This is a genomic window from Listeria fleischmannii subsp. fleischmannii LU2006-1 (assembly GCF_000344175.1).
GTDB lineage: Bacteria > Bacillota > Bacilli > Lactobacillales > Listeriaceae > Listeria > Listeria fleischmannii.
This window is the reverse complement of sequence record NZ_ALWW01000030.1, coordinates 1-18,384: the sequence shown is the minus strand read 5'-3', so window position 1 is coordinate 18,384 and position 18,384 is coordinate 1. Positions and strand designations below refer to the sequence as shown.

21 protein-coding genes are annotated in these 18,384 nt (G+C 37.0%); 7 read left to right on the top strand and 14 right to left on the bottom strand.

Going from position 1 to position 18,384, the window contains the following annotated elements; translation table 11 throughout:
- The first annotated feature begins 197 nt into the window (after positions 1–197).
- A complete protein-coding gene (locus tag LFLEISCH_RS09635) occupies positions 198–1,514 on the top strand; it encodes a 6-phospho-beta-glucosidase (RefSeq protein ID WP_007475887.1) in 1,317 nt (438 codons plus the stop codon).
- A 48-nt stretch (positions 1,515–1,562) separates the two neighbouring features.
- Here LFLEISCH_RS09635 and LFLEISCH_RS09630 read toward each other — a convergent pair whose 3' ends face one another.
- The 3 genes from LFLEISCH_RS09630 to LFLEISCH_RS09620 all read right to left on the bottom strand — a co-directional run bounded on the left by LFLEISCH_RS09630 (position 1,563) and on the right by LFLEISCH_RS09620 (position 3,381).
- A complete protein-coding gene (locus tag LFLEISCH_RS09630) occupies positions 1,563–2,075 on the bottom strand; it encodes a type 1 glutamine amidotransferase domain-containing protein (protein ID WP_007475885.1) in 513 nt (170 codons plus the stop codon).
- A 112-nt stretch (positions 2,076–2,187) separates the two neighbouring features.
- Positions 2,188–2,832 carry a beta-phosphoglucomutase gene (pgmB, locus tag LFLEISCH_RS09625; protein ID WP_007475883.1) on the bottom strand — a complete coding sequence of 215 codons (645 nt, stop codon included), beginning with the start codon at positions 2,830–2,832 and terminating at the stop codon, positions 2,188–2,190.
- A gap of 117 nt (positions 2,833–2,949) precedes the next feature.
- The gene (locus LFLEISCH_RS09620) at positions 2,950–3,381 is read right to left on the bottom strand and encodes a universal stress protein (RefSeq protein ID WP_007475882.1); all 432 of its coding nucleotides are present in this window, start codon (positions 3,379–3,381) and stop codon (positions 2,950–2,952) included.
- 150 nt (positions 3,382–3,531) lie between these two features.
- Here LFLEISCH_RS09620 and LFLEISCH_RS09615 point away from each other — a divergent pair, with 150 nt between their 5' ends.
- Positions 3,532–3,984 (top strand): MarR family winged helix-turn-helix transcriptional regulator, encoded by a 453-nt coding sequence (locus tag LFLEISCH_RS09615; RefSeq protein WP_007475881.1) that lies wholly within the window; start codon positions 3,532–3,534, stop codon positions 3,982–3,984.
- Positions 3,985–3,994: 10 nt separating this feature from the next.
- Positions 3,995–4,354: a Lin0512 family protein gene (locus tag LFLEISCH_RS09610; protein WP_007475880.1), complete on the top strand. Its 360-nt coding sequence runs from the start codon at positions 3,995–3,997 to the stop codon at positions 4,352–4,354.
- Here the strand turns inward: LFLEISCH_RS09610 and LFLEISCH_RS09605 are convergent.
- Entirely contained in the window at positions 4,351–5,793 is a 1,443-nt protein-coding gene (locus LFLEISCH_RS09605) for a helix-turn-helix domain-containing protein (RefSeq protein WP_007475879.1), read from the bottom strand. The two genes, LFLEISCH_RS09610 and LFLEISCH_RS09605, sit on opposite strands and share 4 nt — an antisense overlap.
- 305 nt (positions 5,794–6,098) lie before the next feature.
- Between LFLEISCH_RS09605 and LFLEISCH_RS09600 the strand changes: the two genes are divergently transcribed.
- Entirely contained in the window at positions 6,099–7,538 is a 1,440-nt protein-coding gene (locus tag LFLEISCH_RS09600; protein ID WP_007475878.1) for a catalase, read from the top strand.
- A 250-nt stretch (positions 7,539–7,788) separates the two neighbouring features.
- On the opposite strand, the gene LFLEISCH_RS09595 is transcribed toward LFLEISCH_RS09600, so the two are convergent.
- From LFLEISCH_RS09595 to LFLEISCH_RS09585, 3 genes are read right to left on the bottom strand one after another with little or no spacing between them, the layout of a single operon-like run.
- Positions 7,789–8,169: a VOC family protein gene (locus LFLEISCH_RS09595; RefSeq protein ID WP_007475876.1), complete on the bottom strand. Its 381-nt coding sequence runs from the start codon at positions 8,167–8,169 to the stop codon at positions 7,789–7,791.
- 59 nt (positions 8,170–8,228) lie between these two features.
- Positions 8,229–8,702, bottom strand: coding sequence for a methylated-DNA--[protein]-cysteine S-methyltransferase (locus LFLEISCH_RS09590; protein WP_007475875.1), 474 nt, complete (start codon positions 8,700–8,702; stop codon positions 8,229–8,231).
- The gene (locus tag LFLEISCH_RS09585) at positions 8,699–9,250 is read right to left on the bottom strand and encodes a bifunctional transcriptional activator/DNA repair enzyme AdaA (protein WP_007475874.1); all 552 of its coding nucleotides are present in this window, start codon (positions 9,248–9,250) and stop codon (positions 8,699–8,701) included. The genes LFLEISCH_RS09590 and LFLEISCH_RS09585 overlap by 4 nt, the downstream gene beginning before the upstream one ends.
- Positions 9,251–9,615: 365 nt before the next feature.
- Between LFLEISCH_RS09585 and LFLEISCH_RS09580 the strand changes: the two genes are divergently transcribed.
- From LFLEISCH_RS09580 to LFLEISCH_RS09570, 3 genes are all read left to right on the top strand, one after another.
- A complete protein-coding gene (locus LFLEISCH_RS09580; RefSeq protein ID WP_007475873.1) occupies positions 9,616–10,254 on the top strand; it encodes a lytic polysaccharide monooxygenase in 639 nt (212 codons plus the stop codon).
- Positions 10,255–10,562: 308 nt separating this feature from the next.
- A complete protein-coding gene (locus LFLEISCH_RS09575) occupies positions 10,563–11,303 on the top strand; it encodes an ABC transporter ATP-binding protein (protein WP_007475872.1) in 741 nt (246 codons plus the stop codon).
- On the top strand, positions 11,300–12,025 hold the full coding sequence (locus LFLEISCH_RS09570) for an ABC transporter permease (RefSeq protein WP_007475871.1): 726 nt from the start codon (positions 11,300–11,302) through the stop codon (positions 12,023–12,025). The genes LFLEISCH_RS09575 and LFLEISCH_RS09570 overlap by 4 nt, the downstream gene beginning before the upstream one ends.
- Positions 12,026–12,050: 25 nt before the next feature.
- On the opposite strand, the gene LFLEISCH_RS09565 is transcribed toward LFLEISCH_RS09570, so the two are convergent.
- The 7 genes from LFLEISCH_RS09565 to LFLEISCH_RS09535 all read right to left on the bottom strand — a co-directional run bounded on the left by LFLEISCH_RS09565 (position 12,051) and on the right by LFLEISCH_RS09535 (position 18,373).
- Positions 12,051–12,854 (bottom strand): HAD family hydrolase, encoded by an 804-nt coding sequence (locus LFLEISCH_RS09565; protein ID WP_007475869.1) that lies wholly within the window; start codon positions 12,852–12,854, stop codon positions 12,051–12,053.
- A gap of 79 nt (positions 12,855–12,933) precedes the next feature.
- The gene (locus LFLEISCH_RS09560; RefSeq protein ID WP_007475867.1) at positions 12,934–13,887 is read right to left on the bottom strand and encodes an ABC transporter substrate-binding protein; all 954 of its coding nucleotides are present in this window, start codon (positions 13,885–13,887) and stop codon (positions 12,934–12,936) included.
- Positions 13,884–14,648, bottom strand: coding sequence for a polysaccharide deacetylase family protein (locus LFLEISCH_RS09555; RefSeq protein ID WP_007475866.1), 765 nt, complete (start codon positions 14,646–14,648; stop codon positions 13,884–13,886). The genes LFLEISCH_RS09560 and LFLEISCH_RS09555 overlap by 4 nt, the downstream gene beginning before the upstream one ends.
- Before the next feature lie 110 nt (positions 14,649–14,758).
- Entirely contained in the window at positions 14,759–15,892 is a 1,134-nt protein-coding gene (locus LFLEISCH_RS09550; RefSeq protein WP_159099764.1) for an HNH endonuclease family protein, read from the bottom strand.
- 232 nt (positions 15,893–16,124) lie between these two features.
- The gene (locus LFLEISCH_RS09545) at positions 16,125–16,865 is read right to left on the bottom strand and encodes a DUF6339 family protein (RefSeq protein WP_007475864.1); all 741 of its coding nucleotides are present in this window, start codon (positions 16,863–16,865) and stop codon (positions 16,125–16,127) included.
- 2 nt (positions 16,866–16,867) lie between these two features.
- Positions 16,868–17,728, bottom strand: coding sequence for a hypothetical protein (locus LFLEISCH_RS09540; protein ID WP_007475863.1), 861 nt, complete (start codon positions 17,726–17,728; stop codon positions 16,868–16,870).
- 183 nt (positions 17,729–17,911) lie between these two features.
- A complete protein-coding gene (locus LFLEISCH_RS09535; RefSeq protein ID WP_007475862.1) occupies positions 17,912–18,373 on the bottom strand; it encodes a hypothetical protein in 462 nt (153 codons plus the stop codon).
- Between the last annotated feature and the right edge of the window lie 11 nt (positions 18,374–18,384).

Here is an 18,384-nt window from a genome sequence, read left to right as displayed (position 1 = left end):
TGAACCTCCAACTTACATTTTCTTCATTTTACCATGTAACACCTCGTTACTCAAATGTAACAAATTCCTTTTTCAAAAATAGCTACCAAGTTGTAGCAAAAGGCTGGTAATTTGTGAGGAATCTTTCTATACTAAAAGGGTAAACAAGAAAGCGTTCACAACAAAACGTTAATTCTTAAAAATTGGAGGAATAAAAAATGGCAAAAGGTATTAAAATTGCAACAATTGGTGGCGGCTCGAGCTACACTCCTGAATTAATTGAAGGATTTATTAAACGCCAAGATGAACTTCCTGTTCGTGAAATCTGGCTCGTTGATGTGGAAGCTGGTCGGGAAAAATTAGAAATCGTAGGTAACCTTGCCAAACGTATGGTCAAAAAAGCAGGGGCTAATATTGAAATACATTTAACGCTTGATCGTGAGAAAGCTTTAAAAGGTGCTGATTTTGTCACAACGCAACTTCGCGTTGGTTTACTTGATGCACGTATTAAAGATGAACGCATTCCAAATTCGCATGGCGTTGTTGGCCAAGAAACTAATGGCCCGGGTGGAATGTTTAAAGGACTTCGTACCATCCCAGTCATTTTAGATATTTGTCGCGATATGGAACGCTTATGTCCGGACGCTTGGCTAATTAATTTTGCTAACCCAGCAGGTATGGTAACAGAAGCAGTCTTACGTTATAGCAATCAGAAAAAAGTTGTGGGATTATGTAATGGTCCAATCGGCATTGAGCGTAATATTGCAGAAACACTTGGCGTTAGTCCATCTGAAATTTATGTGGAATTCGTTGGGTTAAATCATATGGTATTTGCGAAAACTGTTTATCATAACGGGAAAGATGTTACGCGTGATGTGGTTTTCAAAATGACTGAGGAAGATCAAGGTTCAAAACTAAAAAATATTAATGCAACAGGCTGGGATAAAACTTTCCTTCGCACACTCAACATGATTCCAATTGATTATTTACGCTACTACTGGCAAACTAAACAACAACTAGAAGATCAAGCAAAAGCTTACGCGGAACACGGTACGCGTGCAGAAGTTGTTAAAAAAGTAGAAGCTGAACTATTTGAGCTTTACAAACAAGAAGAGTTGGCAGAAAAGCCTAAACAATTAGAGCAACGCGGTGGCGCGTATTACAGTGAAGCTGCCTGTAACTTAATCAACTCCATCTATAACGATAAACGTGATATTCAAATTGTTAACACACGTAACAATGGCGCCATTTTAGACATTGACCCTGATTCCGCTGTTGAAACAAACTGTGTCATTACGCGTCAAGGTCCGATTCCTCTAGCAAGCGGACACTTACCAGTTGCCATTAACGGTATTATTCAAGAAATTAAAACGTTTGAGCGCTTAACAGCAGAGGCAGCCGTAACAGGCGATTACGACAAAGCTTTACTCGCTATGACCATCAATCCATTAACACCTAGTGATAGCGAAGCACGCGTACTTCTTGATGAGCTTTTAGAAGCGCATAAAGAATATTTGCCAAACTTTAATAAATAAGTGAGACACGAAAAAACAGAATGCCGTTTTGGCATTCTGTTTTTTTTCTTATTGTAACAGTTTTAAAGCTTCTCGGTTAAAAGCAGGTAAATCATCTGGTGTCCGACTTGTGACAATATTATTATCTACCACCACTTCTTCATCTTTCACATCCGCACCCGCATTTTCTAAATCTTTCCGAATAGAAGTAAAACCCGTTACCGTTCTCCCCTTAAGTCTATCCGTTTGAATAAACAGCTGCGGACCATGACAAATAGCGAAAATCGGTTTATCTTCTTTTATAAAAGCATCCACAAATTGGACAAAACGAGTGTCTGCACGCAATTGATCAGGTGAGAAACCGCCAGGAATAAAGAGGGCATCAAATTCTTCTGGTGTCACATCATCAATTCCTTTATCAATCTTAACCGTCGTTTCACCTTGCTTCCCGGTTACTTCATTTCCCGCTTTCTTTTCAATAGTAATAACCTCGTGTTTCGCCTCTCTAAATGCTTCAGCAGGGTTTGTAAATTCCACATCTTCAAATAAATTCGTTAAAACCGTTGCAATTTTTTTACTCATAACGTATTCCTCCTCTACATCTAAACTTTTCCCTAGCACAAAAAGCTAAAACGTTTTACGAAAAAAGCACACCGCTTTATATCCGCATGCCATCCCCATTTATCTTCATTTGTTACAATTTTAATACAGGCAATTCTTCGGTTGACTGCAAACGGATATCAGCATGGTTTAAACTTTCATCCAATCCAATCGCTACCGCTTTCATACCCGCTTCTTGGATAGCCGTAACGCCTGCCGCTGCATCTTCAATCCCAATGCAATCCTCTGCTTTTAAATCTATTGCTTTTAGCGCTTTCAAAAACACTTCTGGATGTGGCTTTGAATAGCGAATTTCTTTTGCATCCACGATATAATCGAATTCATTCAGGAGTTCTAAGGAAGATAAAATCGTTGTCGCATTTTTAGATGCCGAGGCAATCGCCTTTTTAACGCCCGCTTGATTTAGTTTCTTTAAAAATGGAAGAACACCGGGCAAAACGTCACGAGGTGTGATATCGCGAATTAATTTTACATAATATTCATTTTTAAAAGCCATTAACGCCTCTTTTTCCTCATCCGAAAAGGCATCTTCTTTATTTCCAAAAGCTAAAATACGCTCCAAAGAATCCTTTCGGCTCACGCCTTTTAACTCTTCATTAAATGTGCGCGTAATGGGTATACCTATCTTTTCGCCTAGCGCTTTCCAAGCTATGTAATGGTATTCTGCCGTATCCGTTATGACACCGTCCAGATCAAAAATAACACCTTTTATTTTCATGAAAAAACCCCTCTCAAATTCCAAGCTTTTTAAAAATCATATCCTTTCTACGCCTAGGTTTCAAGCCATCTTCCCCTGTTACCGCTAACAAAAAAATAGCCCTAAAAAAGGGCTACTTTAGCGAGCGATAAGTGTATCTACATGCGCATGTCCTAAAACATAACTTGAAATACTACCTAAAACGATTTTTTCCACTCGGTTAAGACCAGTGGCTCCAACTACAATTAAATCGGCTTCAAATTCCTCTGGTAAATTTTTAGCTAAAATGGTTTTTGGATTCCCACTTTCCACATAGGTGGCAATATTTTCAAGCCCGGCTTTTTCTGCTTCTTTTCGGTAACCTGCAATTCGAGCTTTAGCCGCTTCTTTTGCTCGTTCTTCCAGTGAGCCATCATAGGATACGTTTGGGGAAAATGAACGCAAGTCCACAACACTAGCAACGCCAAGAGTTGCTTGGTATTTCAGCGCCAGCTCAAGCGCTTTTTTAAACGCGCGATCAGCTTGGTCAGAGCCATCAACTCCAACTAATATTCGCTTATAGTTTTCCATTTTTTGTTCCTCCTTCTTTTAGATGCATCGTATACTTCACTTTACCCCTTACCGAAATACTAAACACTCGTTTTTTTTTAAAAATAAATTTCTTGTTGGCACAAAAAAGGTTATAATAATGTTAGCGATATCGAAAAAAGGGGTAGAAATATGGATATTGAGACTAGATTAAATCAACAAATCGCACTTTTTTATTTTGCCTATAAATCGTTTACTAATTCAAGCGATACTCTCATTGAAAAACATGGTCTAACACGATTACACCATCGTATTTTGTTTTTTATTGCGCGTATGCCGGGTGTTACAACTGGTGAAATGATTACGATTTTAGAAATTTCAAAGCAAGCCTTACAAAAGCCCATTACCGAGTTGCGCGAAAAAGGACTTATTCATGTAGGAATTGGTGAGCATGATAAACGGAAACGCGCCTTATTTTTAACATCTGCTGGGATTCGATTAACCCATGAATTAGATAAAATGCAACGTAAGCAATTATCTGAGGTTTTTAAAGAAGCCGGCGATCCAGAAGGTAAGGTTTTTACGGCTGTCTTAAAAGAGTTTGCGAAACAACGCGCTGGTACGGAATTTATTCAGCATTTTTAGGAGTGAAAAAATGGAAAAATTACTTTTTATCCAAACAGGTTTTGGTGTAGATGTCCATGGTCAAGATGTAACGAAAGCGGCTGTTCGCGCTGTACGACATGCGATTTATCATAATTCTATGCCTGGGATTCAGGCTCTATTACCGAATCAGGATTTAAATAATATGGTTGTGCATGTAAAACTAGCTGTGCCAACTGATAAAGAAAACGTGGACTTTGATGCGATTAAAGAATTAATCCCTTATGGAACCGTGCAAATTTCAGTGATGGACGGTGGCATGCTCACAACAAGTGGTATTTTTTTAGAAGACAAAAGTGATAAAAACGATCTCATGTATATCGTCAATGCTTCAGTTGAGACGGGTTACTAAACTTTATCGCGATTTAAAGGGATATTCCCGTAAATATGACTTCTTGCCAGTTTAATAAGCGTGTCTTGCAATTCCTTTAAGACACAAGGATATTCGATAAAATACGTGTGTGCAGATGACTGAATGGTATAATCATTCGTTATTACATACGTATTTTTTGTTTGGTCAGAGAAAAATCTACTTGCATGTTGAAATTGCACCATCATATTTTTAGGCAAAAATGGTTGCAGTGTTTTCTCTAAATAAAGTTGCTCGTTAATATCATCTTGTAAAACGACGAAAATATAAGTTTCCTCCTCCGCTTGTTTTTGGTTGGTCATAACAATTTGAGCAAGTTTATAAGCAATCGCTGGAACGGCCTCTTGATCACTAGTGAACATATGGGCGATGAGATGGCATTTTTCGAGCAAAACTTTGTCATACTCCTCGATTTGTTTGCTAGGGAGTTCTTCAATTAATGTATTTTGTCCAAAATCCTTTAAAATGTAAAGATCATCTAAGTAGCAGCTTAGTACATTGATTAATTCTGGGTCTCTAATGTTTAAAATTTCCTGACAAAGAATTCTATGATGGTTATCACAAAGATAATGTTTATTTCTTGAAATTTGTACTTGTAAAAAGAGCGAATAGTAAATATGGCTTTCTTTTATGGCAACAAATAAAAAACGGGTTTCATCATCTGGAAAGTTATCAATTTCTAAATTTTCTTTTGCAAATTCTTTTAAATTGGTTTGAAACGCTTCAAAATGATGGTCTTGGACAATGGTTTCTCGTTGTTTCTTTGATAGTGTAATGGTTGCGCCTTGTAGAATACGGCTGATACAAACTTGAAAACGGATGACGACCTTTATAGGATCATAGGCTGTCGTAAAGGCACGCAATTCAGATTTAAAATTTTGTAAAAAAGCAGTAAAACTCACTTTTGGTGGTGAAAAAAGCTGAAACTGCCTTGTGAAATAAAGCATATTTGTAAAAAAACAACGGATGGCCAACTCATTTCCCCAGCAAATAATGGGCTTTCCTTTTAGTTTCATTTCATAGCGGCTTAAAAAGCGGTTTAAATCCCGCATATACCTCTCAAGCGTTGAGACAGAAATGAAAAAACGTTCTGCGACTTCATCAAAAGAAACTACATTGTGCTCATAAATTTGTTTTAAAATATAAAAACTGGGTTCCTCGTTCATTAGCTGGGAAACTATTTGAAATTGCCCTTCAAAGCGGCAAGAATAGGTAATCGAATGACTATCTTTATGCTCAGAAATCAAATCAGTATAATAGGTTTTTAAATAGTCAATATCTTTTTGGATAGTATCCCGACTTACTTCTAACATTTTCGCTAAACTTAAAATGTCCATTTTTTCTTCTTTTATAGCGGATAATAATTTTATTTTCCGTTTCGTATTTTTCGTGATAAATAGGTTTTGGATGAAATCATTCATAGACGTCCCTCTTTTCTAGATTGTAAACTTTTATACAAATGATAATAAAAAATGTATCAAATTTCAAATATCTAAACTGATTTTTGATGTTAAAAAAGGAACGTGACGTGATAAAGTAAACTGTAAAGATTAGGCCTAATTTTTTACGTGATAACGGTGCTATCCGGTAAAGCTTTTCTCTCTTTTTAACATCTCGATATGTATTTCTCTATAATCGGATGCAGCGTTTGATATTATAAAGTTTGCTTTCCTTTACGGGAAGGAAGACAAACTTTCCAAAACATAATAAGGATGGACTGATTTGAATGACAAACAATTTAACTACTAATGCTGGGCAGCCGATTGCTGATAATCAAAACTCGCTTACAGCGGGGAGCAGAGGACCTGTTTTAATCCAAGATTATGCCCTTCTTGAAAAATTGGCGCACTTTAATCGGGAGCGTATTCCTGAGCGTGTGGTGCATGCAAAAGGTGCGGGGGCAAAAGGAATTTTCACGTTAACCAATGATATGAGTCCTTTTACAAAAGCAGATTTATTTAATGGTGTAGGAAAAAATACGCCTCTTATTGTACGTTTTTCGCAAGTGGCTGGGGAAGCAGGTTACCCTGATACGTATCGGGATGTACGTGGGTTTGCTGTGAAGTTTTATACACAAGAAGGAAATTATGATATTGTCGGAAATAATACGCCAGTTTTCTTTATTCATGATCCATTAAAATTTCCTGATTTTATTCATTCGCAAAAGCGCCATCCTAAAACACATGCTAGAAGCGCTGAAATGCAGTGGGATTTTTGGTCTCACTCACCAGAATCTGTTCACCAAGTGACAATGCTTATGGGGGACCGCGGTATTCCAGCTAGTTACCGTATGATGCATGGCTTCGGGAGTCATACATTTAAATGGGTTAACCAGGCTGGCGAAGCTTTCTTCATAAAATACCATTTTAAAACGAATCAAGGTGTTAAAAATCTTTCTAATGATTTAGCAGAGCAATTAGCTGGAAAAAACACCGATTACCTGCAAGATGACTTATACCAAGCCATTGAAGCCGGCGACTTTCCTTCTTGGACACTGTACGTACAAATCCTTCCTTATGAAGAAGGTTTAAACTATAAGTATGATATTTTTGATGTGACTAAAGTAGTCTCCCAAAAAGATTATCCACTTATCGAAGTCGGCACCATGACTTTAGACCAAAATTTCACAAATAACTTTGAAGAGCTCGAGCAACTAGCATTTTCACCAGCCAACTTAGTACCAGGAATCGAAACTTCTATGGATAAACTCCTGCAAGGTCGCCTTTTCGCCTATAAAGACGCGCATCGTTATCGTCTTGGCGCAAATTACGAAAATTTAAAAGTGAACAAACCCCTTGTAGAAGTGCACAACTATGAACGAGATGGTTTGATGGCAAGCGGACAAACAGATGAAGTCAACTATGAACCTAACAGCTTTAACGGTCCTAAAGAGGTTCCTTCTGCTAAAATTAGCGGAGATGCTGTCCACGGAGAAACTGGCAACTATGGGTACGACACGGACTATTATTCTGCTGCCGGCAAATTGTACCGCCTCTTTACACCTGAAGAACAAACTCGCTTAATCGAAACCATTGCCTTGAATCTTGGCCAAGTAAAAAATAAAGAGATTCAAATTCGCCAAACAAAACAATTTTATTTAGCAGACCCTGAATACGGCGAACGCGTAGCAAATGCTTTAGATTTAAATATGGATGACATTATATAATAACAAAAGCCAGTGGCTAGGCCACTGGCTTTTGCTTGCAGAAAAACTCAAAGTTTAAGCAAAACAAAACGATTCACACCAAAATCAGACTGCTCTCAAATGGTAAGATTCTAGGCTGTGCCGAGTACCGGAGCGGAGCGTACTTTGAGTACGTGAGCACCGAAACGGAGGCACGAACGACGAAGATTGCCGTTTGAGAGCAGTCTGAAACAAAAGCCAGTGGCTAAACTAGGCCACTGGCTTTTGTTTGTCATTTTTGTTCTAAAATCGCGAAATAATTATCCTCAGGGTCGTGGAAGTTAAATACACGGCCGATGGAAGCTTCTACTAATTCTCCAACGGGAACCCCATTTTCTTTAAAAGTGGTGTAGGTTTGATCTAACTCATCCGTATAAAAAAGGAGTGAAGGTGTGCCAAGATTCATGTCCGGGCTCATTTTAGCCACTGCTATTTTATCTTGTAGAACGATGGTTGTAGCTGTCTCATTGTCTGGTGCGATTTCAATCCATTTTTCCTCATCTGTTTCGCTATTTCTGGACCGAATCACGAAACCCACTTTTTCAGTCCAAAATTTAGCGACTTCTTCTTGATTTTCTACGTATACCATTACTTGACCTAATTTTTTAATCATCTTCATTCTCCTTTCGCTTGTTGAGTTTATTTTAAAGGATATTCGCTTTTGCTTCAAATTTAAGCGTTTTCGATATGAAGTAACTTTTCTTTAAGCGCTAGTCCGTCGCGGTAACCGGTGAGCTTTCCTGATTTTCCGATAACACGGTGGCACGGGATGGCGATTAAAACGGGATTTGATCCAATTGCCCTTCCAACTGCTCGGACTGCTTTTTTATTGCCCATTTTTTCTGCAATTTCGCTGTAGGTGGCTGTTTGGCCGTACGGAATGGTGCGTAAAACTTGAAAAACGCGGGCTGTAAAATCGCTCGTCGCTAAATCAAATGACCAATCAAAAGCTACTTTTTTGCCGTTAAAATAAGCTTTTAAATCAGCTGATTCCCTTTCAAATTCCGCAGAACGCCTGAATTCCTCACCTCCGAATTTCTTTTTAGAAAAAGCGGCCAAATCGTCAAAATTGTTTCCGATATAACAAACGCCGCGACTAGTTTTCGCTACATATAATCCAACCTCTTCCACCAAATCATAAATCATTTTAACACCTCATTTCGGTATTTAGACGGCGAGCGTCCCGTTTTTTTCTTAAAAAGCGTTGCAAATTGTGCGGCATTTTGAAAACCTACTTTTTCTGCCACCTGTTGGACTTCTAAATTTTTATTTTGAAGGAGTTCTTTTGCAAATGTTATTTTTTGGTGGACGACAAAATGATGAATGGTTTCGCCGGTCACTTTTTTAAATGTGCGATGTAAATGGCTCTCACTGCCATGACAATACACGGCAATTTCGTTTAGCGTAAGCGGCTCACTCAAATTCAGCCGAACATAGCGCTTAATGTCCAACACCCATTCCTCATCTGGCACTCTCGCCCCGCCTGATTTGCATCGTTTACAAGGTCGAAATCCGGCTTCTATGGCTTCATCACGCGACTTAAAAATGACGACATTTTCAAATTTCGGTGTTTTAGATTTACAGGAGGGCCGACAAAATATCCCCGTCGTTTTGACAGCATAATAAAAAACATAATCAAACTGACTGTCGCAATTTATAATCGCATTCCATTCCTTTTTTTCAGGCTTTCTCATTTTCTCGCCCCCTTTCGTACTTCATTATAACGCAAATTAAATTAGAAAAACGGCTTTTAAAATAAAAAAGCAAGAATTGAAAGGTCATAAGACTATTTTCCTTTTTAAAAAATATAATAAAAAAATGTCGCTTCTGCTTCTGAACGCTCGTAGCCGCCTGGTTCTTTTTCTTCTATGAATATTTGACCATTCCTTTTTTTAAAAAAATGTCGTTTTTATGAGGCTTTTCAGAAAACTAGCCGCTGTAATGGTCTAGTTTGCAGGTATAAGCGCTCATTTTCGATTTTTCGTGATTATTTTATTTTGCTGGAGGGAAAGAGCAAATGGGCGCATAAGATGGTGCGTACCAAAAAGGAGGCAAATAGATGATGAAAAATGTTGGAAAATCTGCAGTATTTTTAGGGGCTTTGGCGTTAACACTTTCGGTAACTACAGTTGGGGCATCCGCGCATGGCTACATTTCAAAACCGGAAAGCCGCGCATATTTGGCTAAACTGGGCGTAAATCAAGACGCCGGACCGATTCAATATGAACCGCAAAGTGTGGAGGCTACTGGAAACTTCCCGTCTAGTGGACCGGCTGACGGGCATATTGCCGGTGGCGGGAAATTTAATGACATGGATGTGCAAACGACAACCCGCTGGCATAAAGTGGATGTCTCTGGCGGCGCAAACACAATTGAATGGACGCTCACCGCTAATCATCGCACGTCTGAATGGAAATATTTTATTACTAAAAAAGATTGGAATCCTAACGAACCTATTACCCGCGCTTCACTTGAACACCTAACCACAATAGATGGCAATAACGCTGTCCCACCGTCCAAAGTGACGCAAACAGTAAACCTCCCAACCGATCGTTCAGGTTATTATGTGTTACTTGGTGTTTGGGAAATAGCAGATACTGGAAATGCCTTTTATCAAGTAGTCGATTTAAATTTATCCAATAACGGGACTTCCGGTGTTTCACCACTCCAATTTGTCCCCACATCGATTCAGTTTTAACTAATAAACAGGAGAAGGTTTCATACCTTCTCCTTAGCTTGTAGAAAAACTCAAAGCTTACGCCAAACAAAACGCTTCTCACCCAAATCAGACTGCTGACAAATGGTGAGATTCTAGGCAGAGCCTCTGTACCGAAGTGGAGCGTACTCGAGTACGTGAACCTCGGAACGGAGGCGCTAACAACGAAGATTGCCGTTTGTCAGCAGTCTGAGGAGAAGGTTTCATACCTTCTCCTTTTTTCTTGTATTGCAGAGCACACATAAACCTCCTATAATAAAAAAGACAGGAAAAAACGGAGGAATTAGTTCATGAATGCTATACAAGTGAAAAATGTCACATATAATTATCAACAAACGAACGCTCTTACCAATCTATCCCTAGACATCCCAGAAAATACAAGCTGCGCCATAATCGGGCCATCCGGTTGCGGAAAAACAACATTACTCCATGCCATGGCCGGTTTTTTAATACCTACAGAAGGCAAAATTTTCTTTTACAAAGAACGCGTCACAAAGTTCCCAAAAGAAACAAGCATCCTTTTGCAAGACTATGCTTTATTCCCGTGGAAAACCGTTTTTGAAAATATTTCCCTAGGCTTAAAAATCAAAAAAAAATCAAAAATGGAAATTCAAGAGCGAACGATAACGCTTTTAAATGAGCTAGATTTACTCCCTCTAGCGCACAAATATCCAAACGAACTAAGCGGCGGTCAAAAACAACGGGTTGCTATAGGCAGAAGCCTCGCCCTAAATCCTAAAATAATGCTCCTTGACGAAGCCACGAGTGCCTTAGATGCCATGACAAAAGAAAACTTACAAAATATGTTGCTCAAAGTGAAGCAAAATCGAAAAATGACACTGGTTCAAGTCACCCATTCCATCGAAGAAGCCATTTTCCTAGGCCAAAAAATTGTCATCATGGACGCAGGACAAATTAAACAAGAAATCGAAAATCCTCTTTTTGGAAAAAAAGAACTTAGAATGCAAGCCGAATTTTATGACATGTGCCGCACCGTTCGATTAGCGCTCGGAAATGAGGTCGTAAAATGAAAGAAAAAATCGCCAATACGTTCATTGGACTTTTAGGCATCCTTGTCATTTGGGAACTGCTCTTCCTTTTTGTGAACAGTCCCGTCATTCCGGCACCCATTCCAACCTGTATAACATTTTTTGAAAAAATACCTGAATTACTACCGCACACTTTCGCAAGCCTATATCGGATTAGTATCGCCATTTTTATCTCGCTCCTAATTGGTATCCCTTTAGGCATTTTTATTGGCGTGAATCCGTATGCAGATAAATGGCTGTCGCCCATCCTTTATTATATTTATCCCATTCCAAAAGTGGCTTTTCTGCCCGTTTTTATGCTTTTATACGGGCTTTTAGATACTTCAAAAATCATGCTTGTAATTTGGATTATCATTTTTCAAATTATTTTATCGGCACGCGACGGGGTGAAACAAATCGATCCAAGCTACCATAAAATGATGAGCTCATTTCAAGCAACAGCTTTTATGCGTTTTAAACATCTGTTACTTCCAGCCATTTTCCCGCAGATGATTAGTGGTCTTCGCATTGCTATTGGGATTTCACTCGCTTCTTTATTTTTTGCAGAAAATTACGCCACAACGAGCGGACTCGGTTTTTACATCATGAACGCCTGGTCTGTCATCGATTATACCGATATGTTTTGTGGCATTCTTGCCTTAGCATTTCTTGGATTTTTCTTATTTAAACTAACTGATTTAATTGGAAAACGCCTTATAAAGTAAAAAACGTTCACTCCGAACGTTTTTTTTAGAATCTATTTTTCAAAAATTTATAAATGCCTTCTTTATCATTCGTTTCTGTTACAAAATCAGCTTTTTGCTTTAGAGCTTCGTTGGCATTTCCCATAGCCACGCCAATGCCAGCATATTCAATCATGCCTAAATCATTTTCCCCATCGCCAAATGCAATGATATTCTCTTGTTTCACGCCTAAACGCTCTGCTAAGGTTTGAACGGCAACGGCCTTATCAATTGATTTTGGTAAAATTTCGATATTATTATGGTGAGACGATAAAAAATGAACATTTGGTAACTGTTCTAATTCGGCCCGCAAATCGTGTAAGCGCGAAATATCATTTTCTTCCACGATTAAGCCATTTATCATATCATCCACGTGTGTCAGAAATGTTTCGCGTTCATTTATAGAAACATGTTTGACCGCCTGAACACGTTCTTTGTCATCATCTTCTTTAAAATGACTAGGCATTTCCCCGACAAAATACACGGTATCGGTCGAAAAAAAGAAAGCCCTTACTTTTTCAGCACGACAAACATCATAAATTTTTATAAGCGCTGCGTTATCCGTTTTAATCTGGTGAAAAATCCCATCTTTAGAGGCAGCGATAGAACCGTTTGAAGCAATCGTAAAGGCTTCTTCGTGAACGGATTTCGCAAATTCATTCGCGGCGTGAAACAGTCGGCCCGTTGCTACTGAAAAATAATGTCCCTCTTTCATCAATTTCCGCAAAAGGCGCCGCGTTTTTTTAGGCACTTGATGATTATCATTCAGTAATGTGCCATCAAGATCCGTACAAATTAAATATTTCTCCACAATCGTCTCCCTCTCTATCCCTTTTCTTTTATTATATAGTAGAATGTAAAAACCGCAAGACTCGCCTGCGGTTTCCTGATTAATCTAGCATTGAAAAATTGGTCATTTCGTCATAAGAATAATCTTTTTGAATCATTTCTTTTTCTTTCGTCCATTTTTCGATGCTATCAAATTGTTTTTTACTTACTTTTTGGGCCTTCGTATACTTCTCTTCTTTATTTTCAAGATAGCCTGTCATGGCTTCTGGGAATTTATAGGCTTTTAGGACGTCTGCATAATCGGCTGCGTCGTGTTCATTCATATACGAAACGCCTTTGTTGTAGGCTCTATAAAATGCAGCAATGTCTGCCTTTTGAGATTTTACGATGTCACTTGCAAAACTAATTGTTCCACCTTTAATATTGTATTTTGCGGAGCTTCCGAGCACATGGGCGCCATTTTTTTGAAGAAGAGTGGCTTGTGGTTCTGTAAAAATAACGGAATCGACTTGATTATTTAAAAGGGCTTCATATCTTGCGGAAATAGACGGGATTTGTACGATTTTATAGCTAATATCGTTTTTTGCCGCCATTTCGTCCATAATATATTCTAATAAAAATTTCGGAACAAGCGATACTTCCTTGCCGTCTAGTTGCTTGATATCCGTAATGCCCGAATTAGGCGCGGACAACAGTTTGAAATCTTCATTAATATCGGAGGTGATAGTAAAATCCATTCCGCCTTCACGCATCGAAAGCGCCGTCATCACGTCCCCAATCATGCCATCAATTTTACCCGCTTGAGCCGCAACATTCCGGTCATTTGGCGCATTAAACGGGGTAATCTCCACATTCACTTTTTCTTCCTTAAAAAAGCCTTTTTCTTTGGCTAAAATAATAGGAATAGCAGATTCTGCTGGAAGCGTCCCAAAACGCAATGTTTTATTCGTCGTTTCTGTTTTTGTATCCGCCTTCAATTCATTTCCAGAATCGGAACACCCTACCGCTAAAATCCCAACTACTACTAACATTAAAATCCCAATCCATTTTTTCACGTGTTTTTCCCATCCTTCAGTAAAATTTGTTTTAGGCTATCCGCATCCATTCCGAGCGCCACAACTTGGCGATGCAGTTCAAGCGGCGATGTCTCGCGTTTATTTCGCCCTGGTTTTGTTGTAAAAGAAAACTTGATTTCTGCTTGTTCCAAACGCTCCAAATCGCGTTTTGTGTATGCTCCAAACGGATAAGCAAAAATATCAGGCATATCAACGAATTCGGCGCATTTTTTTAAATCTGCCAAAAGTTCTGCTGTTGTTGCCGTTTGAAATGTACTTTTCTCGCCAGTTGCATCTTGATTATGCAAATCGCTCGTATGATTCGCAAATGTGAACACATCGCGCATTTGGTTCACTTCGCTAACGCTCATGACCACTGATTTTGCGGGATCAAATGGCTCGGCGGACTCTGAAAGCCAATCACGCACGACAAATAAGGTGGCCGGCAATTGACGTTTTTTAAGTATCGGGTAAGCGTATTGCAAAACGGATTGGAATGCATCGTCAAATGTAATTAGTACGGCATTTTCAGGTAAAGTTTGCCCTTTTTCATAAAAATCCCGAACTTCTTGCATTGAAATAACGTTCCATTCGCTATTTTGCAACATATCCATTTGCTTTTCAAAGTCATCCACGTAAGCGAACAGGACTTTTGGCAGCGCGACATCACAATTTGTGGCTACTTTCACAATCGACGGCGCATCCTCACTAATCGTCCCACGCTCACGAAGCTCATGATACATCAAAACATGAAAACTCATTTTTAACTCTCCTTTTTCGTGAATTCACTCACAATAAACCCCTTTCATTTTAGCGGAATGAAAGGGGTTTGTAAATGGGGTGAAGCAAAAACTCATAATAAAAAAAGTCATTAATCAACAAATTCAATATCTTTTTCGAAGTTCTCTTCTTTATTTCCATATTTAATTGCATCAACCTTCAAAGTTGAGAAATCTAAATTAAAAAGTTCCATTAATCGCTTGATATAACCCATTTTTCGTACATTAGAAAGATCAATATAAACATATACTCCTGATATTACTTCACTGTTTGTTGTTGAGGGCTCCCCACTAAATAATCCTTCTAAACCATTTGACCCTTCACCTTTCATTAATTCAATGATTGGCATACTAGAAATTTCAGTTAATTCTCTCATAAATTGAACAAAAAATTCTTTCCACGTAGCTACAATTTGATACTCATCATTTTGAAAGCAGTAACCTCTTATTTTATAACCAGTAAAGGTTTGCTCTCCGTCAAAAATAATAAGTTCATCTTCATGCAAACGGGGGACAAATTCAGTTTGCGGATATTCCCAAATGTTAAGTGCCATTTCAATTAATTCATCACTTCGTTTTAAAATTTCTCTTTCACTCCATGAATCAGATTGAGCTGGTACCTTATTTAAATTAACAAAATGGCTTTCCTTAAATCCCTTCTCCATGTTTTGCTTTTCAATGAATGTCTTGTTACTGTATTTGGAGTTGTATCCCGTAAGCGTTAAATTGCCTAACTGATTTAAATATTTTTGATGAATTTTTTTATGATTCACGCCTAATTCTTGTTGCCAAGCTAGAGTTAGCCTTCTTGGCATAATATGTTCAACTGAATACTTCCTTTCCCAAACTCCCTGATAAATTTGCAAATCTTCCGTATGCCCATAGTTTTCGAGTCGCTCAAAAAAATAAGTTCTAAAATAAGGATTTATGTTATAAAAATCATTTGTGCGTAAATGGTCAATCATTGTAAAATCCTCAGGCATTTTTGCCGTACTGGTTTTAGTTAAAACCTGATAGCTAAATAAATCTTTTACAGCTATTTCGCCGTTTGAATCCTCCCTCAAACGTTTCAAATCACGATAAAGTGTTGAGATTACCTTATTTAATGAATTCGATGGTATTTTGGCAATCATTCGTCTTGCAATATAGTTCTCTAAAATACTAAACAGATCTATAACCTCGAAACTCTCTAATTCGTTTCGATTATAATCATATAACACTGCCATTAAAAATGGTCTTACAACAGTTGACTGCAGTTCATTAAAACGCATTAAAATTGAATTTATTTCTTTGGTTTTTCCTCCTATGAATAAATACTATCCAACATACACCTGTCGGTAAAATACCTGTGTCATATGTTAAGCTTACCAAAAAAAAGAAAAAATCAAACATCTAATAGTTTTATCTTACTTCCATTTTTTTAAAAGTACATAATTCTTTAGTTATACTTAAATGTATTTATACAAATATCTTATTGATCTCTTCGGATTGTCTTAATAAAGTAAATAAATCCTTTTGCGATAATGTATCAATAACTATAACACCGCTTAACCTCGTGATTTCCTTCAATAAAACTCTATAATTCCTTCTAGAAAATTTTTCTCTCTCTTTCATATCACAAATATATGTTAAAATTGCCTTAATAATGTCGGAGTTCTTACTATAACTACGTTCCAGAATTTGTTGGTAAAGATCTTGATATGAAAACAGTAGTCTTGTTAATTCATATTTATCTTTTCTCTCATTACAAATAGTTGCATGTACTCCCCACCAAAGTCTTGAGATAGAGTTTCTCATAAAGCTTCTATCACTCTTTTCAAAAGCTTTTAATATTCCTCGTTCTAAAATAACTTGTTGATTTTCTTTTCCTTTAATCCATCTTTCATAAGTGTAGTCCCAAAATTCAACTAATGCAAGATAACTCCAAAGTCTTTCATCAACAGCTTGTATGTTTGTTAATTGTAAGTTTTCATAAAGTAAAATTGCATTTTCAAAATCTTTCTCCACCAAAGGCGTTAAAGAACTTTGCATATTTATATTTATATTTGACTCGAAAAGATAATCATAATCCGTGTCATCCGAAAAATAGTTTAAGACCCAGTTACTATCTTTCGATAATTCAATTGAACCAAATGCTTCAGTCTTAACAAATTCATTTAATTCTATAAGTGCATTCTCTTTAAAAATTTTCAAACCCATGCTTAGTAGCTCCTTTCCTCTAAAATTTTCACCCCATATGATAATGGGTCTCCAATTAATTCGTTTGCAACAGTCAGAGAATCTTCTCCCCAATTTATTTTATCAAACACCAAATTGCACTCATCAATTCTTTTTTTTATGCTAGTTAACCATGATGCTCCTTCATGTTCATCAATAAAGTTTTTGATAGAAAAAGATTGCAAAACAGAGGCTAAAACTGGCACAATCAACATGGAAGAAAGTAAAGATTGTGCGTTAGAATCATACATTAGTTTTTTGTACCTAGTAAAATTTTCTTTTGATAACATTATGATTATTTTCTCACTGTCTGTATAGTAGGCAATTGGTTTTTTCTCATCCTTAACATTCCTAATTATTGCGAATATGGAAGATAAGTTTTTCACTTTACTAGGTTCTCTTTTAGCATCAAAACTGTATGGTTTACAGACAGCAAGTATCTGTCCTATCTCTATTTTAAATGTCAGTTCGCTAAAATCTGGATGACACTTATTATTTTTATAATCATCTATTTTCTCTTTAGAGATAACTATCATTTGAATATCTACATTGCCCTCTAAAAACTCTGAAGAAATCTCACAATTAATAATTGTTTCATTATTAATTTTAAAAACTTGACGATATCTTGTTTTTCTACACTCAACATGCAGAATAATTTCAGCCGATTTAGAATCAATCAATTCTTCTATTGTAGGATTTAACATTTTGACTACTCCACGAATAAAATATTTTGATTTGTCTGTACTTATGAATGCTTTAATGTCATCAATACTAAATTCTCCTGTTATATCATCACTAAAATATGTTAAAACAGGGTAGGGATAAAGCTTTTCTTGAATTATCATTTTTTCTCCCTCCTAATAATCCCCTTAAATGCAGCCAAAATCTCTTCTTTAAATTCAATCTTTATGTACATTGATTTTCCTTTTTTAAATTTTACAGGCCCTATTTTATTTTCTTTAACTTTTAAACTCCTTCCATAAGAATCTCTAGCCGTCAATATATCGTATTTTAATATACGATTAGTTTCATCCGAAATATTTATCTCTATAATCCCTTTCTCTTGAACATTCGATTGTATACTTAATTTGTAATTTTTTTTTATCAATTGAAATAATTCTATTAATCTTTGCATCTATAACATTAGAATGCGTATCTAGTGAAGATAATTCTCCATCTTGTTTATCTGGCTTATGTTTTCTATTTCCATTACCTGTACCATTTATTCCAGTTTCCGCTTTCTTCTTCCTCGACTTTTTATCACCTGATTTTTCGTTAGTAGATTTCTCTGAAAAATCATTTAAGTTTACTGTTACTAAACCATCATTTTGTATTGAGATATCATTATTTGGTTCTTTAGGAAAAGTATCTTTTCTCTTATTTTTTAAGTTTAATTCATCACTTTCTCTTTCAAGGGGTAAATATTGACTCGCTCCTTCAAAATCTAATATCTCAGTACTAGAAATCTCGATACTAAACTTTGAACACAATCTTTTTCATC

What these genes read in the sequence shown, in the direction of transcription:
- LFLEISCH_RS09595 (WP_007475876.1), bottom strand. Translation starts at nt 8,169, where the DNA reads ATGATTAAAAAATTAGGTCAAGTAATGGTATACGTAGAAAATCAAGAA.
- LFLEISCH_RS09610 (WP_007475880.1), top strand. Translation starts at nt 3,995, where the DNA reads ATGGAAAAATTACTTTTTATCCAAACAGGTTTTGGTGTAGATGTCCAT.
- LFLEISCH_RS09580 (WP_007475873.1), top strand. Translation starts at nt 9,616, where the DNA reads ATGATGAAAAATGTTGGAAAATCTGCAGTATTTTTAGGGGCTTTGGCG.
- pgmB (WP_007475883.1), bottom strand. Translation starts at nt 2,832, where the DNA reads ATGAAAATAAAAGGTGTTATTTTTGATCTGGACGGTGTCATAACGGAT.
- LFLEISCH_RS09575 (WP_007475872.1), top strand. Translation starts at nt 10,563, where the DNA reads ATGAATGCTATACAAGTGAAAAATGTCACATATAATTATCAACAAACG.
- LFLEISCH_RS09545 (WP_007475864.1), bottom strand. Translation starts at nt 16,865, where the DNA reads ATGGGTTTGAAAATTTTTAAAGAGAATGCACTTATAGAATTAAATGAA.
- LFLEISCH_RS09555 (WP_007475866.1), bottom strand. Translation starts at nt 14,648, where the DNA reads ATGAGTTTTCATGTTTTGATGTATCATGAGCTTCGTGAGCGTGGGACG.
- LFLEISCH_RS09540 (WP_007475863.1), bottom strand. Translation starts at nt 17,728, where the DNA reads ATGATAATTCAAGAAAAGCTTTATCCCTACCCTGTTTTAACATATTTT.
- LFLEISCH_RS09635 (WP_007475887.1), top strand. Translation starts at nt 198, where the DNA reads ATGGCAAAAGGTATTAAAATTGCAACAATTGGTGGCGGCTCGAGCTAC.
- LFLEISCH_RS09590 (WP_007475875.1), bottom strand. Translation starts at nt 8,702, where the DNA reads ATGATTTATGATTTGGTGGAAGAGGTTGGATTATATGTAGCGAAAACT.
- LFLEISCH_RS09600 (WP_007475878.1), top strand. Translation starts at nt 6,099, where the DNA reads ATGACAAACAATTTAACTACTAATGCTGGGCAGCCGATTGCTGATAAT.
- LFLEISCH_RS09615 (WP_007475881.1), top strand. Translation starts at nt 3,532, where the DNA reads ATGGATATTGAGACTAGATTAAATCAACAAATCGCACTTTTTTATTTT.
- LFLEISCH_RS09550 (WP_159099764.1), bottom strand. Translation starts at nt 15,892, where the DNA reads ATGGCAGTGTTATATGATTATAATCGAAACGAATTAGAGAGTTTCGAG.
- LFLEISCH_RS09570 (WP_007475871.1), top strand. Translation starts at nt 11,300, where the DNA reads ATGAAAGAAAAAATCGCCAATACGTTCATTGGACTTTTAGGCATCCTT.
- LFLEISCH_RS09605 (WP_007475879.1), bottom strand. Translation starts at nt 5,793, where the DNA reads ATGAATGATTTCATCCAAAACCTATTTATCACGAAAAATACGAAACGG.
- LFLEISCH_RS09585 (WP_007475874.1), bottom strand. Translation starts at nt 9,250, where the DNA reads ATGAGAAAGCCTGAAAAAAAGGAATGGAATGCGATTATAAATTGCGAC.
- LFLEISCH_RS09620 (WP_007475882.1), bottom strand. Translation starts at nt 3,381, where the DNA reads ATGGAAAACTATAAGCGAATATTAGTTGGAGTTGATGGCTCTGACCAA.
- LFLEISCH_RS09630 (WP_007475885.1), bottom strand. Translation starts at nt 2,075, where the DNA reads ATGAGTAAAAAAATTGCAACGGTTTTAACGAATTTATTTGAAGATGTG.